Here is an 18,694-nt window from a genome sequence, read left to right as displayed (position 1 = left end):
TGTTCTCCGTTAGGTGAAGGGTTGTCAGAAAGTGCTTTGGATCTTCAGGCCGCCGATCAGGGCGTCGTCCACCTGCGACACCCCGCCTGGATGGCGGATGTACTGCAGGTTCGGGCGCACCGTGAGCCAGTCGGCCAGGTGAATGCCGTAATAGAGTTCAGCGCTGTACTCGGTGTCCTGCACGGGCAGGAAACTCGGATTGTCGTAGTCGTCGAGGCCGGCCGCCTGGTTGGCCAGGCGGGCGTTCTTGCGGTAGGCGGGGTTGACGTGCACGCGGGCGAGGGCGAAACCGATGTCGTCCTTGGCGCGGGCATCGAAGGGGCCCTTGTATACCAGTCCTGCCTGCACATAGTTGTCGATGGCATTGGTCTTCTTGTCGTGCATTGTGGCGTTGGCGAACAGGCTCAGGCCGCGCGACTGGTCAGTGGCCAGCGAGGTAACCTGCTGCTGGGCGCCGATCCACAGGCCGTGCTTGCTCGAACTGCTACGGTAGGTGGCGCCACTGATGGCGGCCGGCTGGCCGTTGCTGTCCTTGAGAACATCCTGTGCCTTGGCATTACTGTAGTAGTACCCGGCGCGATATTCCCCTTTCAGGCCATTGACCCGCGGGCTCCACACCAGTTCGATCGGCATTACCGCACCCTGGGTACCGCTGCCGCTGAGTTTGAAACCGTTGCCGGATTCGAGGTTGGAGGGGTTCTGCTCGAACACCCCGACCTGAGCATAGAGGGCGTCGTTGATGTTGTAGCGCACACGTAGCGCCCACTGGCTGACCGGCCAGTTGTACCAGATGCCCCCGACCCAGTTGCCCACCTGCGAGCCGCAGAAGGCCAGGTTCTGGAAGTCGCAGGGGAAACTGTTGAAGTCCTCGCCTTCACCGAAGCGGCCGAATTTCACGTCCAGGGCGCCATCGAAGTATTTCTGCCTGATCCACATCTGGGTCAGCCGCCAGGTTTCACCTCGGCCCCAGACTTCCTGGGCCGAAGTGAAGCCGCCGACCCGCGGGTCGTTGATGCGGTCGTTGCTGATGTTGTCCCCGTGGCGTTCGGTGATGGTCAGCTGCAGTTCGGTGTCTTGCCAGCCCAGGATCTTTTCCAGGTCCAGGTGGCTGCCAAAGGTGAACTGGTCGCTGTAACGCGCGGTGCGGTCGTGGTCGTAACCGCCGTGCAGGTTGCTGCCCATCTCGCCGGTGTAGCCAAGGGTGAAGTCGTAGCCTTTTTCCAGCAGCTCGCTGCGGGTGCCGCCCCAGTCACCAAGCATCCACGGTGAGTCGCTGGCGAACATTTCACTGGCGCTGGTGGTGGACGAAAAACAGGCGGCCAAGGCAATCAGGGCGGTGCCGGTGTAGCGAATGTTGGGCAGTAAGAACATGAGATAGCGCTATCTTTTGATTGTCGAAAAAACGGCAAGCGCACCGATGAGCGAGCTCTTCGATGGAAATGGCGACAGGAAAGGTGAGTGAAGCGATTCAGCTTGCGGCGGGGAGGATATAGGGGAAGTTGTAAGAAAAAAAGACAAATTGTCGCAGTTGATTGTTACACCCACGGTAACAGTGCGGGAATGGGGCGCACAGCGCCCCTTGAAGATCAGAAGGTCGTGCGCAGGCCTACTTCCACACTACGCCCCGGCGCCGGTGCTATGTCCCGCAGAATCGAACTGGCGTAACGCACGGTCTGATCCGTCAGGTTCTCACCGCGCACGAACGCCAGCCACTGGCTCTGGCCGATATCGAAGCGATAACCCACACTCGCTCCCAGGGTGGTGTAACCATCGGTGCTGGTCTCATTCGCCGGCTTGCGATGCTGAGACGCGGCATGCTGCACATCAACGCGTGCCTGCCAACGGTCCAGCTCCCAGACCAGTCCGCTGTTCAGCCGCAAAGGCGCAATGCGCGGCAGCGGCTCGCCACTGTCGAGGTTCTTGGCCCGGGTGTAGTCGCCCGAAAGCTCGAGGGCGAAACTGCCGTAGCGGTTCTCGACCAACTGCCAGCGATCCTGGGCCTCGATGCCGTAGAAACGCGCCCGCACGCCCTGGTACTGGTACTCAGGGAGCCCGCCGTCGTCGTGATCGTGATCGTGATCATCGTCGCCATGGTCGTGGTCATGGCCCTCTCGCATGTTGCCCGTGCCGATCAGGCCGATGTAGTTGCGAAAATGGCTGTAGAACACCCCGACGCTGCCCTTGTGGGTGCCATTGTCGAAGCGCAATGCCAGGTCGGCGGAGATGGCTTTTTCCTTGTTCAGGCTGGCATCACCGACTTCATAAGCCCCGGTGGCGACGTGGGCGCCGTTGGCGTAAAGCTCGTAGAAGGTCGGGGCACGTTCGGTGTAACCGACGTTGGCAGCGAGCGCCCAGACCGGGTCGAGTTGGTACACCGCCCCCGAAGACAGGCTCAAGGCATTGAAGCTGCTGGCGCTGTCGGCAGCGACGAAGTTTTCGTTGCCTTTGGCATCCGGGTCGACGCGGGTGTGTTCCAGGCGCGCACCCAGGCTCAGGTCGAGGCGCTCGGTGGCCTGCCATTGCTCAAGCATGAACAACGCCAGGCTATCGGTATCGGTGTGCGGCACGAAGGCTTCTTCACCCAGTGCCGAGAATTCATTGCGGCTGACCTGGGCGCCGATCACGCCTTCCAGCGGGCCGATCGGTTGGTGCCTGGCCTCGATACGCGCCTCATAGCCCTTGTTCTTGAAGGTGGTGTGCACTTCGCCTTCTTCGATTTCGCTGTGCTCGTAATCGGTGTAACCGGCATCGACCTTGACCGAGCTGAAGGGACCCTCGAGGTCACGCAGTTCGGAGGCGAAGCCGTAGTGATCCTGCTTCATGTCCAGGCGCACGCCGGACTCGGCCACCGAGCCGTAGTTACTGTCGTAGCGGCTGTAGGACAGGCCCGCATAGCCGTGATCCCAGTGGTAGGACCCGCCCACTGCGCCGCCATCCTGGCGCCCGTCGCTGTTTTCCAGGCGGTGCTTGCTGCCGGGCTCATCAGCGTCACGCACCTTCGAGCTGCGGGCGTAGCCTGGGATGCGTAGGTCGTTGAACTGGCGGCTGTTGGCATCCAGGTGCAGGGCGAAGGTGCCGTCACCGGCTTCCAGCTTGCCGGCACTGCTGCGCGTGGTATCGGCACCGCCGTAACGCAGTTCGCCGGCACCGTGAATGCCCTCGATGGGCGCGTCGGGGATGCGGTTGTCGAAGGTATTGACCACCCCGCCGATGGCGTTGCCGCCGTAGAGCAAGGCGGCGGGGCCACGGACGATTTCGACGCGCTCGACGGTGACCGGGTCCAGTGGCACGGCATGGTCGTAAGACAGCGCCGAGGCGTCGAGAGCGCCGACGCCGTTACGCAGGATGCGGATACGGTCACCGTCCAGGCCGCGAATCACCGGGCGGCTGGCGCCTGGGCCAAACCAGGTGGAGGCGACGCCAGGCTGTTTGTTGAGGGTTTCACCCAGGCTGCCATGCTGTTGCTGCAGCAGGTCGTCGCCTTCGAGCACGGTGCTGGGGGCAGCCAGCTCGCGGTTGCCCAGTGGGTTGGCGGTGATGACCTGGGGTTCGAGTTCCACGGCCTGGCTGGGTGATGAAGCGAGCCAGAGGGCGACGGCGAGGGGAGAGAGGCGTAGGGGAGAGTACAACATGGAAAGTGACGGTCCTTGGCAGAGTCTTTTATATTGTTACTGTATAACATCACTATTTCAGCACAGAGGTTTCAGCGTTTGCCAGCGGTTTTTGTATTGACGGTGCCGCGCCCCCTTCATCACTACACTCGTGTAATGTGCGCATCTTTTTATCCGCGGGAGTACTGGCATGAGCACGGCCAACCACAACGCGCTGCACGGCAAGACCCTCGAGCAGATCCTCACCGAGCTGGTGGCGCACTACCAATGGCAGGGCCTGGCCGAGCGCGTGGATGTGCGCTGCTTCAAGAGCAACCCGACCATCAAGTCGAGCCTGACCTTCCTGCGCAAGACGCCCTGGGCCCGGGAAAAAGTCGAGCAGCTCTACGTGAAACTGCAGCGCAACGCCTGAGATGCCGCGTCATCCCTGGCTGACCCTGGCTGCAGTGCTTGGCTGGCTGGGCCTGGCTGTGCAGGTGTACCTGGTGCTGCTGGCGCGCTGGCAGGAAGCGGCGAGCCTGATCGGCGGGCTGATCAATGTGTTCGGCTATTTCACGGTGTTGACCAATACCTTGGTGGCGACGGTGCTCAGCTATGCGGCGTTCGGCAGGGAATCAGGCGCCAAGCGCTTCTTCCTGTCGCCCTCGGTAAGTTCCGCCGTGGCCGCCAGCATCGTGCTGGTGGCGCTGGCCTACAGCGTGTTGCTGCGGCATCTGTGGCAACCCGAGGGGTGGCAATGGCTGGCGGACGAACTGCTGCACGACGTGATGCCGGCACTGTACATTGCGTACTGGTGGTTCGCCGTGCCCAAGGGGCATTTGCGGCTCTGGCACTTGGGGCCGTGGGCGCTGTACCCGGCGGTGTATTTCGGCTACGCACTGTGGCGGGGGAGTGAGATCGGGGGCTACCCGTATCCGTTCATCGACGTTGCAAGCCTTGGCTACGGGCAGGTCATGCTCAATGCCTTGGGCGTACTGACGGGGTTCTGGGCAATTGCGCTGGTACTGCTTGGGCTCGATCGCTGGCGCGGGCGGCGGCTTGCTCGGCCTGTGCAGGCCCCTTCGCGGGTGAAACCGCGAAAGGACCGGGCCTGACGACGCACATCACTCGTCGTCCGCTGTCCCTTCTGCCCGCCAGTAGGCAGCCGCTTTGAGGGCATCTTCCGGCGCACCTTTCTCCAGCAGCAGCGCCTTGGCCCGCCGGGTCAGCGATTTCTCCAGTGCCACCCAGCTGTACAGCTTGCCCTCAGGCAAGTTCAACCCCTGCACCAGCGCCAGTAAATCCTCATCCCGCTTCACCCAGATGACTTCCACTTCAGCCTTGCTCGGCAGAGGTTGGCGCTCCTGCTCATCCTCGATCTGGATGACCGCCAGCACCCGCCGGCCTGCTGGCAGTTCTTCAAGGCGTCGCCCGATGGCCGCAATGGCTGTTTCGTCACCAATGAGCAGGTAGCTGTCGAAGATATCCGGGACCACCATCGAAGCCCGTGGCCCGGCAATGTTCAGCGTCTGCCCCGGTGCAGCCTGTGCAGCCCAGGTTGATGCAGGGCCATCGCCATGCAGGACGAAATCGATGTCCAGTTCATGATTGACCAGGTCGATGCGCCGCGGCGTGTATTCGCGCATGGTAGGCCGCGCGCCGCCGTCGCGGCCCATATTGCGGGCGTCGATGGCCTGTTGTTGTTCGGCTGTTTCGGCGAACAGCAGCTTGATGTGGTCGTCACTGCCCAGGCTGGTGAAGCCTTCCAGCTCGGCGCCTTTGAGGGTGATGCGGCGCATGCGTGGGGTGAGGTCGGTAACCCGCAGTACCTGCAGGCGGCGCTGGCGGATTTCGTGATTGACGCGGTGGATGGTGTCACTCATGGAGGTTCTCCGTGGCAGGGGCGGCCGGCCCGGCGGCGATGGCCTTGGCAGTGTCGTTGAGCAGGGTGCGGACCCGTTCGATTTCTTCCGCTGTCCAGCGGCCGCTGTGCATGTGCAGGGCATGGCGCAGGTTGCCGACCGCTTCGTGAATTTCTGGCGGGCGGTCGTGGCCACGCAGGGCGCGCTTGCTGACTTCAATGCGCATGCGCACGCCGTCCAGGGCCACGGCTTGATCAGCCAGGGCGGTGCGGCCGGCCTGGGTAATGGCGTAGAGGCGTTTGCTGCCTTGCACCTGGCCGCTGATCAGCTCTGCTTCCTCGAGAAAGTTGAGGGTGGGGTAGATAACCCCGGGGCTGGGCGTGTAGCTGCCATCGAACAAGTTCTCGATCTGGCGGATCAGGTCATAGCCGTGGCCAGGTTGCTCGGCCAGCAGCGACAGCATCAACAGCTTGAGGTCGCCGGGGGCGAATACCCTTGGACCGCGTTCACCCCGGCCGGGGCGGCGTTCGAAGGGGTCGTGGGCGGAATGTTCACGCATGGCAGCGAGGCTCCGTGTGTTTAGATATATCGCAAGATATTACTCAAGATATATCTAAACACAAGCGGTCAAATGCCGATGGTTATCATTTAAATTTTAGATGGGTCACTCGCAAGCATCGCAACCTGCGGCGGTTTGCACGCGTTCGGATTGCCAGGCTCAAGGTACGGCATGAGGATGGGCGCCATCCCCTTGAGCACCTGCACAGGCAGCGCCGAGGTGAACTTGAACGCCTCCGCAGAGCGCCCTGGCACGAAGGCGGTCAGCGTGCCGAAGTGGTTGTCGCCGAGGAAAAACACGAAGGTGGCGGTGCGGTTCAGCGAACGCGAGCCGATCAACCGGCCCCCGGCGCCGAAGCTTTCGATGCGGTTGTCGCCTGTACCGGTCTTGCCGCCCATCACCAGCGGGGTGCCGTCCTGCAGCTTGAAGCTGCCGGAAATACGCCGCGCCGTACCTGCGTCGACCACTTGCGACATGGCGCCTTTGAGTGCCCGGGCCACTTCCACCGGGAGAATTCGCTGGCCACGGTCGGGGTCGCTGTTCAGCCTGGTTTCGTAGGGCGTATCGGCGGCGAAGTGCAGCGTATCGATGCGCAGTGTGGGCAGGCGCACACCGTCGTTCTGAATGATGCCGACCAGCTCGGACAGAGCCGCAGGACGGTCGCCGGAGCTGCCGATGGCGGTGGCCAGCGACGGCACCAGGTGATCGAAGGGGTAACCCACGCTCTTCCAGCGCTGGTGAATATCGAGGAAGGCTTCGATTTCCACCATGGTGCGGATACGGCTGTCCCGGGCACCCTGGTGGCGGCTCTTGAACAGCCAGCCATAGACTTCCTGACGCTCGAAGCGGCTGGCGTTGACCATCTCGGTCAGCGAGGCGCTCGGGTTCCTCAGCAGGTAGCCGAGCAGCCACAGGTCCAGCGGGTGAACCTTGGCGATGTAGCCTTGGTCAGGCAGGTCATATTTGCCGGGGCCGTAGGCCTCGTACATCTCTGCCAGACGGCCATCGGTGAGCCTGTTCAGGGCGACCTTGTTTTCCTTGATATGCGCGCGAACAAATGCATTGAAGGTTTCCTGGCCAGCCGCCGGGAACAGATAGCGGTGTACTGCGGCCAGGCGCTGCGGCGTGACGCGCATGCTGTCGAGGAAGGTATCCAGGCGTTGCTGGGAGGTTTTGCGCTGGTACTTCCTCCAGAAGCGCATCAGGTAGCTGGTGCCTTCCTTGTCGGCAAAGCGTGCCAGGTATTCCTGGCGGCGCGGGTCCGAATCGTCCTTGAGCAGCGGCACGCGGTTGAATGGCTGCTGGTAGGTCACGTAGCGCACCAGGTCGCGCATCAGGCGAATGAAGGGCAGGTTGATCGACTCGCGCAGGGCTTCTTTGAGGGTCGGGTTGCGCCTGTTGTCCTCCTTGCGGAAGTTGTTGAACACGTGCATGCCGCCGCCGGTGAAGAACGCTTCGCCGGTGTTGGCCGAGTACTTGCGCTCCAGGGCTGCGTCGAGCATGGCATCCAGGCTCTGGTTCTTGCTGTTCAGCGCCAGCCATTCCAGTGACCATTGGGTGATGCGATCGAGCTCGGCGACCTCGACCTTCTTCAGCTCGGCGGCGGGCATGCCAGCGTACTTGTCGTGCAGTTCGGCGATGATCTGCAGATAGGTGGTGAGCACCCGCAGCTTGGCCGTCGAGCCCAGTTCAAGCTTGCTGCCTTCGTTGATGTCGAAGGGCTGGTCGGTGCTGTCAGTCTGTACCCGCACCCGTGAGCCATCGGCGGTGCGTTCGAACAAGGTGAAGCTGTAGCGCACTTGGTCGGTGGTCTTGCTGGTCAGCAGGCGCTCACCGATCAGGCCGATCTGCGCAGCGAATTCAGGGTCGGAGAGGTTCTTCAGGTACTGGCTGACCTGGAGCTGAAGGTCGGCCTGCAAGGTGCTCGTTGCCGAGAGGTCAAGGCGGTCCAGGTCATACAGCGGGCGGTTGAGCATGCCTGACAGGCGGTTGCGAGCCAGGCTGATGCCTTTGTTGGTGATGATCGGAACGATGGTCGGCTGTGCCACCCAGTCGCGGTACAGCGCCTTGCTGGCCAACGCTGCGTCGGCCAGGGCGCGCTCGATGATGCCGTTGGCAGCGAGCACGCGGATGTGCGAATCAGTGAGTTCGGCCAGTTCGACGCGGCCCTTGGTCAGGTAATGCGAGGGGCGGCGCTGGGCGATCATCAACGACAGCACCTGACGCAATGCCAAGCCACGTGCGGCCATGCTTTCGGGGTCTGTCGCGGTCGAGGTGAGGGCCTGGTTGACCTGGTCGAAATCGGCGCCGTACCACACACGCAGGCCTTCGGCCATGCCATGCACTTCACCATGGCCGGGCACCGCCGACAGCGGCACGCTGTTGAGGTAGTCGCGCACGATGCGCTGGCGTGCCTCGGTGGTATCAGGCCCGCCCTGGTAGGCGCGCACGCTGGCGGAAATCATCTGGCGGATCTTCTCGGCACCGGAGACCGTCAGGCCGTCCGGTGAATGGCGGTATTTTTCCAGCTGCGTGGCCAGCGTGCTGCCACCGGCGGACTGGCCGGGCAAGGCCAGGTATTTGGCCACCTGGCTGTAGGCGGCCTTGGCGAAGCGCGGCCAGTCGACTGCCGGGTTGTTTTTCGGGTCCTTCGGGTCCAGCAGGTCGCGGTTTTCGATGAACAGCAGGCTGTTGACCATCACCGGTGGGATTGCGGCGAAGTTCGGATACAGGTATTGCGGGTAGTTGTACTGGTACAGCGTGTCGCCGCGGCAATCGATGATCGACAATCCGGCCTGGATTTTCTCGATGTAGGGCGCGAACAGGCCGTGGTCCACGTAGTTCATCAAGGCAGGCGAAAACCGTACCTGCTCGCTGATCAGGTAGTCGCGCTTGAGCAGGCGCGGCAGGAACTCGCCCAGCGCGCTATAGCCCAGACGTTTGTCGAACGGCCCCTCGCCGGGGTAGACGATGGCGTCACTGGGCCCCGGCTGCAGTGAATAGGTAAGGGTGCTGGCCAGCTTGCTGAACTCGCGGGACTGCAGGTCGGACGTACGGAACTCGTCATAGGCGGCAAAGCCGATGGCGGTGATCGCCACCAGCAGGATCAGCAGGATCAGCCGCCACCAAAGCCGACGCTGACGTGGGGACTTTGGCTGCGGCGTGTCGGCCAGAGGTGTTTCGGGTGCTTCCGTTCTGGATGGTTCCGATTGCCACAGTGCGCCCATAGTCTTCAATCCGGCCAGGTATTTTCGTCTTGCTTGTCTGAAGCTTAGACGTTGAAGGCAGTAGGTGAAAAATTTGTAGAAAGTGCAGAAACCCCATGTGGGATATGCGCCTTTGGTGTGGGTTTCTTCGTACAAACAAGTTGCTAGGGTAGTGGGGTGAGCCAGGAGGCAGCGGTAGGTCAGCGGGTTTCTCTCCAAATTTTGAGTTATTTATAGTGAAAAGCCCTACAGCGAGCTTCCTATACTGCTCGGCCCCTTCGCCCTGCCGGGCCGCTCTACACCGGCACACGGGCCGGCCCACAAGGCCAGCCTGGCAAGCCAACGCCACGCCTATCGGCATGGCCGGCGCTGCACGAAGGTCAAATCCAATAACAAAATGAGGTTGTATTGCTATGCCCGTCGGTAACCACCCTGCCCATGGCGAGACCGCACAAGGCGGCCCGCTCAAGCGTGAACTGGGCGAACGGCACATCCGTCTGATGGCGCTGGGCGCCTGTATCGGCGTCGGTCTTTTCCTCGGTTCGGCCAAAGCCATTGAGATGGCCGGCCCCGCGATCATGCTTTCCTACATCATCGGTGGCCTGGCGATCCTGGTGATCATGCGTGCCCTCGGCGAGATGGCCGTGCACAACCCTGTCGCCGGTTCGTTCAGCCGCTATGCCCAGGACTACCTTGGCCCGTTGGCGGGCTTTCTGACCGGTTGGAACTACTGGTTCCTGTGGCTGGTGACCTGCGTCGCGGAAATCACCGCCGTGGCCATCTACATGGGCATCTGGTTCCCGGACGTGCCACGCTGGATCTGGGCCTTGGCGGCGCTGGGCAGCATGGGCGCGGTGAACCTGATCGCGGTCAAGGCTTTCGGCGAGTTCGAATTCTGGTTTGCCTTGATCAAGATCGTCACCATCATCGCCATGGTCCTGGGCGGCATCGGCATCATCGCCTTCGGCCTGGGCAACGACGGTGTGGCAGTCGGTATCTCCAACCTGTGGAGCAATGGCGGGTTCATGCCCAATGGCGTGACCGGTGTGCTGATGTCGCTGCAGATGGTGATGTTCGCCTACCTGGGCGTGGAAATGATCGGCCTGACTGCCGGCGAAGCCCGCAACCCGCAAAAAACCATCCCGCAGGCCATTGGCTCGGTGTTCTGGCGCATTCTGCTGTTCTACGTCGGTGCCTTGTTCGTGATCCTGTCGATCTACCCGTGGAATGAAATCGGCAGCCAGGGCAGCCCGTTCGTCATGACCTTCGAGCGCCTGGGTATCAAGACAGCAGCCGGCATCATCAATTTCGTGGTGATCACTGCCGCGCTGTCGTCCTGCAACGGCGGTATCTTCAGCACCGGGCGCATGCTCTACAGCCTGGCGCAAAATGGCCAGGCGCCAGCCGTCTTTGCCCGTACTTCGAAAAACGGCGTGCCACGTAACGCGCTGCTGCTGTCCATCGGTGCCTTGCTGCTGGGGGTGCTGGCCAACTACCTGGTGCCAGAGAAGGTGTTCGTCTGGGTGACGTCGATCGCCACCTTCGGCGCGATCTGGACCTGGGTGATGATCCTGCTGGCGCAGCTCAAGTTCCGCGCCGGGCTGTCGGCCGCCGAGCGCAAGGGCTTGAAGTACCGCATGTGGCTGTGGCCGCTCAGTTCCTACCTGGCGCTGGGCTTCCTGGTGCTGGTGGTTGGCTTGATGGCGTACTTCGAGGATACCCGTGTGGCGCTGTACATTGGCCCGGCGTTCCTGGTGCTGCTGACGGTGCTGTACTACGCGTTCCGCCTGGCGCCGAAAGAACTACAGGGTGTAGCCGGTAACGCTTCCTGATGTGAGATAGCCGGGGCCGCTTTGCGGCCCTTTCGCGACACAACAGCAGATAGCGTATCCCGGTAGGAGCGTCCTTGTGTCGCGAAAGGGCTGCGCAGCAGCCCCAGGGTTCTATCAGGCCGCCACCTCACTGTGCGGCTCGAAGCTGTCCGCCCGCGCCAGCTGCCACATCCGCGAATAGAACTGCCCGTCCACCTCGCCAGTCAGCAACTCCCCCGGCTTCAAGAACACATGCATCTGCGAGAACAGCTTGATTTCGGTAGCCGACACGCGCCGCACCAAGTGCTTGGCTTCCAGTTGCGCGGGGTGTTCCAGGCCGGCCGCTGCGAGCATTTCTGCCAGGGCGCGCAAGGTGTTGTGGTGGAAGTTCACGACCCGCTGGGCTTTGTCCGGGACCACCAGCGCACGCTGGCGCAACGGGTCTTGTGTGGCCACGCCCGTGGGGCATTTGTTGGTATGGCAACTCTGCGACTGGATGCAGCCGATGGCGAACATGAAGCCGCGAGCAGAGTTGGCCCAGTCGGCACCGATGGCCAGCACGCTGGCGATGTCGAAGGCGCTGACGATCTTGCCGCTGGCGCCGAGCTTGATCTTGTCGCGCAGGTTCAGGCCAACCAGCGTGTTGTGCACGAACAGCAGCCCTTCGCGCAGCGGCACACCGATATGGTCGGTGAACTCCACCGGTGCGGCACCGGTACCACCTTCCTTGCCATCGACCACGATGAAGTCGGGCAGTATGCCTGTTTCCAGCATGGCCTTGGCGATGCCCATGAATTCCCACGGGTGGCCCAGGCAGAACTTGAAGCCCACCGGCTTGCCGCCGGACAGCTCACGGAGACGGGCGATGAACTGCATCATCTCGATGGGTGTGGAGAACGCGCTGTGGCGGGATGGCGAGATGCAGTCCTCACCCATGAGAATGCCGCGGGTCTCGGCGATTTCCCGGGTGACCTTGTGCTTGGGCAGGATGCCGCCGTGGCCGGGCTTGGCGCCCTGGCTCATCTTGATCTCGATCATCCGCACCTGCGGGCTGCGCGCCTGGGCGGCAAAACGCTCGGGGTCGAAGCGCCCGTCCGCTGTGCGGCAGCCGAAGTAGCCGCTGCCCAGCTCCCACACCAGGTCGCCGCCGTGTTCGCGGTGGTAGGGGCTGATGCTGCCTTCGCCGGTGTCATGGTGGAAGTTGCCCAGCTTGGCACCCTGGTTGAGCGCGCGGATGGCATTGGCACTCAGCGAGCCAAAGCTCATGGCGGAAATGTTGAAGATCGATGCCGAATAGGGCTGGCTGCACTGCGGTCCGCCAATGATGATCCGGAAGCTTGAGGGGTCGGCCAGCGGGGCCGGGCGCATGGAGTGGCCGATGAACTCGAAGCCAGACTCGTACACGTCGATCAGCGTACCGAAGGGCTTGTCCGACGCTTCGTTCTTGGCCCGCGCGTACACCAGCGAGCGCTGGGCGCGGGAGAAGGGCAGGGCATCGCTGTCGGCTTCCAGCAGGTACTGGCGGATCTCCGGGCGAATGCCCTCGACCAGGTAGCGGATGTTGCCCAGTATCGGGTAGTTGCGGCGTACCGCGTGGCGTTGCTGCAGCAGGTCGAACAAACCGATCAGGCTGAGCACGGCCGTAATCAGGGTGAACGGCCACAGCCATTCATGGTTCAGGAACGGCAGGCTCGCCACGGTGAACAGAACACAGGCGGCAAACACGGCATAGCGACTGAGAAGTGACAGGCTCATACGGGGTCCTTACGATGGCGCGGTCAGGCTCAGGGCCTGGGGCAAACCCCGACCATAGCCCGGTTGCGCAGCGCTGAACATGAAAATCGGGGTATCGAAAATCATTCGCGCAGCAGTTTCTGCCGCCACCGTTGCTGCTCTTCATTCGTCGCTTGCACCAGGTAGGCGTAGCGGTTGGCAACTCGCACTGCCACCGGCACGCCATCGCGGTACAACACACGATTGCCACCGGCCGCCGGCACCTTCGCTCCGGGCAGCAGCGACCCGATCAGGTTCAGTGGGTCACTGGCACTGACCACCACCAGCGCGCCCTCCATCTCGCGCCGGCGTACCTGGCGCAGCAGCCCGACCGCTTCGGGCAGGGCGAACTGCTCCCCGGCCAAGCCGGCGATGAAGCGCCCGCCGCGAATCTCGCCGCGCGCCTCAAGCCGGTGGCAGCAGCGCAGCAGCTCACGCCAGGGTGGCAGCACATCACTCTCGCGCTCCAGCAGCCGCCAGCAGATCACGCCATAGCGTCTTAACAGGGTGCGGGCGAGGTGTTCCAACCGTTGCCCGTCGTCCACTTCGGCATTGCCCCTGCGTAACAGCGCCCAGCGCCCGGCGTGCGCCATGCTGGTGGAAATCGGCGCATGGCCGCGCCGGCTGTTGCGCGATGAGCGTTTCGCCGCCGGGGTGATAAGGCTACGCAGCCCGGTAAAGCTGTCGGCACTTGCAAGGCCCGAACCGACCAATTCCTGTAACGCCGTTTCCAGCTCGCTGGGCAACAAGTGGGCTTGCTGGGTCAGTTCGTCGAAGAACAGAGCGCCATGCGCCTGCAATACCTGATGCACACGTTGCGCACGCGGGCTTAGCTCGTCCAGAGCCGGCGCAGGTACAAGGCTGCGCCACAAGCCCAGGTGTTGACGTGGCAACAGCACCAGCGGCGTACTCGCCAGCGTACTGCTCGACACTTTGCCCGCCAGGCGGCTCCAGGCGAACTGCCCGCTACGGCACGCCTCGTCGAGCCAGTGAATGCTGTAGTCCTTGATCCGTGCCGGCAGCAGCTCTGCCTCCCAGGCGCCGGCCGCGGCTGGGAAACCCTGCAACTGCTCAAGCACCTCGGCCACAGCGTGCGGCCCACGCAATTTTTCGTCGGCCGCAAGGTGCTGCCAGTCAAACACAAAGCGCATGAAGTCCTGCAGGCTTACCGGCTCGATCTCCCGGCGCAGGCGTTTGACTGTGTAGCGATGGATACGCGCCAACAGGTGGCGTTCGCACCATTGCCGTTGCACCTCACCTGGGCTGAACTGGCCGCGCAGTACGTAGCCCTCTGCTTCCAGGCGGGCCAGTGCCTGTTCGATGGCTGCCTGCGGCTTGCCCAGTGGTGCCGCGATCTGCGCCAGGGTCAGCGGGCCGTGGCCGCTCAGGCGGGCGCGCAGCAGCTCGCTCAGTGCACTGTCCGGGTCCAGGGCCTGGTCGAAGCCGGGGAGCACGTGGAGGGCGGGCTCCAGACGTGCCTCCGGATACAGCGCTTGGAGCAGGCTCAGGCGCTCGCGGGCCAGCCACAGGTGTTCGTCGGGCAAGCGTAACGCCCGGCCCGCCTTGGCCAGTTGCCTGAGCAGCAAGCCCCAGGTCGGGTTGGCCTGGACTTCGTGCTGGCTGATGGCGCCCAGGCTCATCAAGGCTTCGTGCATTTCGTCGGCGCTGCCGGGTTGCGGCCAGGCCTCTGCCTGGACAGCGCTGATGGCATCGGCGTCCAGCGCGCCCAGGTCGTCGCCACTGTGCACCTCGTTCCAGCGTCGGTTGAGTACCGCCTGGGTTCGGCGCTCCTCCAGCGGTGCATCATCAAGGAACGCATATGGCCTGGCGTTGAGGATGGCCGAGGCCAGCGGCGAGGGGGCCGGCAGGTCGCGGCTCAGCAAGCGCACCTGGCCACTTTCCATGCGCCTCAACAGTGCCATCCAGCCCTCGCTGTCCATGGCTTCGTGCAGGCAGTCGTCGAGGGTCTGCTCGATCAGCGGGTGATCCGGGATTTGCCGTTCACCGACGATGTTTTCCAGGCAGGCGATCTGGTCGGGGAACACGGCGGCAATCAGGTCTTCGCTTTTCATGCGCTGGATCTGCGGCGCCACCTTGCGTCCCCCGACGTAGCGCGGCAAGGCCATTGCCACTGCCGCGTTCCAACGCCAGCGCACCCCGAACAAGGGCGCATCGAGCAGGGCCTGGATGAGAATGTGCTCGGCGTTGCGGCTGGACAGGTAGCGCCAGACTTCGTCCAGCTCGAAACTGTGGCTGGTCGACAGTGACAGCACGATGGCGTCCTCGCTGGCTGCCGCCTGCAATTCGAAATTGAACGTGCGGCAGAAGCGTTTGCGCAGCGCCAGGCCCCAGGCGCGGTTGATGCGGCTGCCGTAGGGCGAATGGATGATCAACTGGGTGCCACCGGACTCGTCGAAGAAGCGCTCCATCACCAGCGTGTGTTGCGAGGGCAGGGCGCCCAGCACTTCACGGGTACGCCCCAGGTAATCGAGCAGTTGGCTGGCGCAGGCCTCGTCCAGTGCATAAGTACTTTGCAGCCATGACAGCACTGGGGCGAAAGCGCCGTTACTCAGCCCCAGTTGCTCATCGATACGTGCCTGCAGGCGGGCAACGGCGGCGGACAATTCGTCACTGCGTCCCGGCGCCTCTCCTAGCCAGAACGGAATGGTCGGCGGCAGGCCGTGGGCGTCTTCGACCCTTACCCGGCCGGGTTCCACCCGCAGGATCCGATAGGACGCATTGCCCAACTGAAAGATGTCGCCAGCAATGCTCTCCACGGCAAAGTCTTCGTTGACGCTGCCGATGTTCAGCGCCTGCGGCTCCAGCAGCACAGCGTAGTCGGCGGTTTCGGGGATGGTGCCGCCGCTGGTGAGCGCGGTCAGCTGGCTACCGCGGCGCCCGCGCAAGGTGCCGCTCACCGCGTCGCGGTGCAGGTAGGCGCTGCGAATGCCTTGGCGTCCGTTGTAGCCTTCGGCGAGCATGCTTAGCAGCGCTTGGTAATGCTTGGTGTCCAGCTCGGTGTAGGGCGTTGCCTTGCGCAGGCAGTCGAACAATGCCTGTTCCTGCCACGGCTGGTTGCTGGTTTCGGCGACGATCTGCTGGGCCAGTACGTCCAGTGGCGCATGGGGTATGTGCAACTGCTCGAGCTCGCCCTGTTGCACACAGTCGAGCAGGGCCGTGCACTCGATCAGGTCATCCCGCGAGGTGGCGAACAGGCGCCCTTTGGGGATGCCTTCGACCTGGTGCCCGGAGCGGCCGACCCGCTGCAAGAACGCGGCGATGGAGCCTGGCGAGGCGATCTGGCAAACCAGGTCGACATCACCGATATCGATACCCAGCTCCAGGGAAGCCGTGGCGACCAGCACCTGCAACTGGCCGTTTTTCAGGCGCTGCTCCGCATCCAGGCGCAGCTCCTTGGCCAGGCTGCCGTGGTGTGCGGCCACGGCCTCTTTGCCAAGGCGGTCGCTGAGGTGGCGGGTGAGGCGTTCGGCCAGGCGCCGAGTGTTGACGAATACCAACGTGGTGCGGTGTTCACGGGCCAGAGCTGCCAGGCGATCGTAGACCAGGTTCCACACATCCGTGGCCATGACCGCGCCCAAGGGCACGGGGGGCACTTCAAGGGCAAGGTCGCGCTGGCGGGCGTGGCCGATATCGACGATTGCGCAAGGGCGTTGGTGGCCGGCCAGAAACGCGGCCACGCGCTCCACCGGGCGCTGGGTGGCAGACAACCCTATGCGCCGCAGCCCCCGCCCGGTGAGCGCTTGAAGGCGCTCCAGCGTCAGTGCCAGGTGGGCGCCGCGCTTGTTGCCGGCCAAGGCGTGAATCTCATCGACGATCACCGTGTGCACGCCGCTCAGGCCAGCGCGGCCCGAGGCAGAGCCCATCAGCACGTAGAGCGACTCGGGCGTGGTCACGAGGATGTGCGGGGCCAGTTTGCGCATGGCCGCGCGTTCTTTTTGCGGCGTGTCGCCGGTGCGTACGGCAGTGGTGATGCGCGGCGGCGTCAGCCCCTGGTCTAGCAGTGCCTGGCTGATGCCTTCGAGCGGCGCCTGCAGGTTCAGGCGAATGTCATTGGACAGTGCCTTGAGCGGCGAAACGTACACTACCTGGGTTTGCGCGGGCAGTTCGCCGTTGTGTTCAAGGCCCTCACGGAACAGCTCGTCGAGCACCGCGAGAAAGGCGCTCAAGGTTTTGCCCGAGCCGGTCGGCGCGGCCAGCAGCATCGATTGGCGGGCGTGAATCAACGGCCAGGCGCGGGCCTGGGCGTCGGTGACCGTGGCGAAATGGCGACGGAACCAGGTGCCGATGGCGGGGAGGAACAGCTCAAGCACCGGGTGCTGTTGGGCAGGCAGGTTCATGAGAAGGTTATGGCGGGTCGCTGGCGGATTGGCAAGGGGCCGTTCGTCTGTGAAGCCGGCTTGCCGGCGACAGGGCTCCATGGGATCCTCACGGGCTTTAAGAGTGAGCCTGACCATGCCCAACGTTATCCGCATCGCCGCTGCCCTGTTGATCGACCCACTGGGTCGAACCCTGCTGGTACGCAAACGTGGTACTCAGGCGTTCATGCAGCCTGGGGGCAAGATCGATGCGGGTGAAACGCCGCTGGACGCACTGGTGCGCGAACTGCATGAGGAATTAGGGTTGCGCATTGACCCTGCTTGGGCCATCCCGCTGGGCCGTTTCAGCGCACCGGCCGCCAACGAGCCCGGCTTTGAGGTGCAGGCCGAGCTGTTCCGGGTCGACAGCGCCGAGGCCGTGGTCCCGGCGGCGGAAATCGAGGAAGTGATCTGGCTGGCCGCTGACCAGGCACCGATGCCTGAGCTGGCGCCGCTGACCCGCGACCTGATACTGCCGCTCTACCGCAAGGCCCTCAGCGTACCGCGCTGACCCCATCGAGCGTGGCGAACGAGGTGTCCTTGGCGGTGAGCAGGAAGTCGCGCATGTAGGGAGCGTCGAGCATGTCGGTGCGTACTCCCGCATAGAGTGTGGCGAACAGGCCTTTCTCGCCCAGGCGCTTGCCCTTCACATACCCGCGCGAACTGTACTCATGCAGCGCCCAGTGCGGCATGCCACAGACTCCGCGGCCGCTGGCCACCAGTTGCATCATCATCACCGTCAGCTCCGAGGTGCGTACGGCCGCCGGCTCGATGTCGGCTGGTTCCAGGAAGCGGGTGAAGATGTCCAGCCGGTCGCGCTCCACCGGGTAGGTGATCAGCGTCTGGTCGAGCAGGTCCTGGGGCACGATGTAAGGCTTGCTGGCCAGCGGGTGCTGGTTGGCCACGGCGAGCATGGCTTCATAGGTGAACAGCGGCACGTAAGTGATGCCGGCAAGGTCCAGTGGGTCGGAGGTCACTACCAGGTCCAGGTCGCCACGGGCGAGGGCGGGCAGCGGCGCGAATGCGAAGCCCGAAGCCAGGTCCAGCTCCACTTCCGGCCAAGCATCACGGAACTGGTCGATGGTGGGCATCAGCCATTGGAAGCAGCTGTGGCATTCGATGGCCATGTGCAGGCGCCCGGCAGTACCCCCGGCCAGGCGGGCGATGTCACGTTCCGCACCACGCAGCAGCGGCAGGGTGGCATCTGCCAGTTGCAGCAAGCGCAGGCCGGCGCTGGTGAAGCGGATAGGTTTGGTCTTGCGTGCGAACAGCGGCAGGCCCAGGCGTTCTTCAAGCTCCTTGAACTGATGCGACAGCGCCGACTGGGTCAGGTGCAGACGCTCGGCAGCCTCCACCAGGCTATCGGCCTCGCGCAGGGCATGAAGGGTTTTCAGGTGGCGGATCTCCAGCACGGCTGACTCCGAGAGCATAATTTGAGTGAACAGAGAATGAGTTGAGTTTCCCTCATGTTGGTCCCGCTGTCGACTGGACCTTGCGCCGCACCACTGGGCGGGCTT

The 18,694-nt window shown here is 63.6% G+C and carries 12 protein-coding genes; 4 read left to right on the top strand and 8 right to left on the bottom strand.

Features of this window, described 5'->3' with window-relative positions; genetic code table 11:
* Window positions 1–24 precede the first annotated feature (24 nt).
* Complete coding sequence (locus EGJ09_RS14460; protein ID WP_125924237.1) at window positions 25–1,371, bottom strand: carbohydrate porin; 1,347 nt, start codon at window positions 1,369–1,371, stop codon at window positions 25–27.
* 215 nt (window positions 1,372–1,586) lie between these two features.
* Complete coding sequence (locus EGJ09_RS14455) at window positions 1,587–3,632, bottom strand: TonB-dependent receptor (RefSeq protein ID WP_125924236.1); 2,046 nt, start codon at window positions 3,630–3,632, stop codon at window positions 1,587–1,589.
* A gap of 169 nt (window positions 3,633–3,801) precedes the next feature.
* On the opposite strand from EGJ09_RS14455, the gene EGJ09_RS14450 reads away from it, so the two are divergent.
* Together EGJ09_RS14450 and EGJ09_RS14445 are read left to right on the top strand one after the other, a co-directional pair.
* On the top strand, window positions 3,802–4,023 hold the full coding sequence (locus EGJ09_RS14450) for a VF530 family DNA-binding protein (RefSeq protein ID WP_046787783.1): 222 nt from the start codon (window positions 3,802–3,804) through the stop codon (window positions 4,021–4,023).
* A 1-nt stretch (window position 4,024) separates the two neighbouring features.
* Window positions 4,025–4,705 (top strand): Pr6Pr family membrane protein, encoded by a 681-nt coding sequence (locus EGJ09_RS14445; RefSeq protein ID WP_125924235.1) that lies wholly within the window; start codon window positions 4,025–4,027, stop codon window positions 4,703–4,705.
* Between the two features lie 9 nt (window positions 4,706–4,714).
* Here EGJ09_RS14445 and EGJ09_RS14440 read toward each other — a convergent pair whose 3' ends face one another.
* From EGJ09_RS14440 to EGJ09_RS14430, 3 genes are all read right to left on the bottom strand, one after another.
* Window positions 4,715–5,473, bottom strand: coding sequence for a siderophore-interacting protein (locus tag EGJ09_RS14440; RefSeq protein WP_125924234.1), 759 nt, complete (start codon window positions 5,471–5,473; stop codon window positions 4,715–4,717).
* Entirely contained in the window at window positions 5,466–6,011 is a 546-nt protein-coding gene (locus tag EGJ09_RS14435; protein WP_039603315.1) for a PadR family transcriptional regulator, read from the bottom strand. The genes EGJ09_RS14440 and EGJ09_RS14435 overlap by 8 nt, the downstream gene beginning before the upstream one ends.
* Window positions 6,012–6,100: 89 nt before the next feature.
* Window positions 6,101–9,238: a transglycosylase domain-containing protein gene (locus EGJ09_RS14430; RefSeq protein WP_125924233.1), complete on the bottom strand. Its 3,138-nt coding sequence runs from the start codon at window positions 9,236–9,238 to the stop codon at window positions 6,101–6,103.
* A 392-nt stretch (window positions 9,239–9,630) separates the two neighbouring features.
* Between EGJ09_RS14430 and EGJ09_RS14425 the strand changes: the two genes are divergently transcribed.
* A complete protein-coding gene (locus EGJ09_RS14425) occupies window positions 9,631–11,049 on the top strand; it encodes an amino acid permease (RefSeq protein WP_115273707.1) in 1,419 nt (472 codons plus the stop codon).
* Between the two features lie 114 nt (window positions 11,050–11,163).
* Here the strand turns inward: EGJ09_RS14425 and EGJ09_RS14420 are convergent, their stop codons facing one another.
* Together EGJ09_RS14420 and EGJ09_RS14415 are read right to left on the bottom strand one after the other, a co-directional pair.
* Window positions 11,164–12,783, bottom strand: coding sequence for an FMN-binding glutamate synthase family protein (locus tag EGJ09_RS14420; RefSeq protein ID WP_046787779.1), 1,620 nt, complete (start codon window positions 12,781–12,783; stop codon window positions 11,164–11,166).
* Between the two features lie 101 nt (window positions 12,784–12,884).
* Complete coding sequence (locus EGJ09_RS14415; RefSeq protein ID WP_125924232.1) at window positions 12,885–17,159, bottom strand: DEAD/DEAH box helicase; 4,275 nt, start codon at window positions 17,157–17,159, stop codon at window positions 12,885–12,887.
* Window positions 17,160–17,274: 115 nt separating this feature from the next.
* Here EGJ09_RS14415 and EGJ09_RS14410 point away from each other — a divergent pair, with 115 nt between their 5' ends.
* Complete coding sequence (locus EGJ09_RS14410; RefSeq protein ID WP_125924231.1) at window positions 17,275–17,688, top strand: NUDIX domain-containing protein; 414 nt, start codon at window positions 17,275–17,277, stop codon at window positions 17,686–17,688.
* Here EGJ09_RS14410 and metR read toward each other — a convergent pair.
* Complete coding sequence (gene metR / locus EGJ09_RS14405; RefSeq protein ID WP_012313012.1) at window positions 17,672–18,589, bottom strand: transcriptional regulator MetR; 918 nt, start codon at window positions 18,587–18,589, stop codon at window positions 17,672–17,674. The genes EGJ09_RS14410 and metR overlap by 17 nt on opposite strands.
* Between the last annotated feature and the right edge of the window lie 105 nt (window positions 18,590–18,694).

This window comes from Pseudomonas sp. p106 (assembly GCF_003936645.1).
Lineage (GTDB): Bacteria > Pseudomonadota > Gammaproteobacteria > Pseudomonadales > Pseudomonadaceae > Aquipseudomonas > Aquipseudomonas putida_E.
Note: the sequence above shows the minus strand (reverse complement) of the source record. Positions and strands in the feature narration are given on the sequence as shown.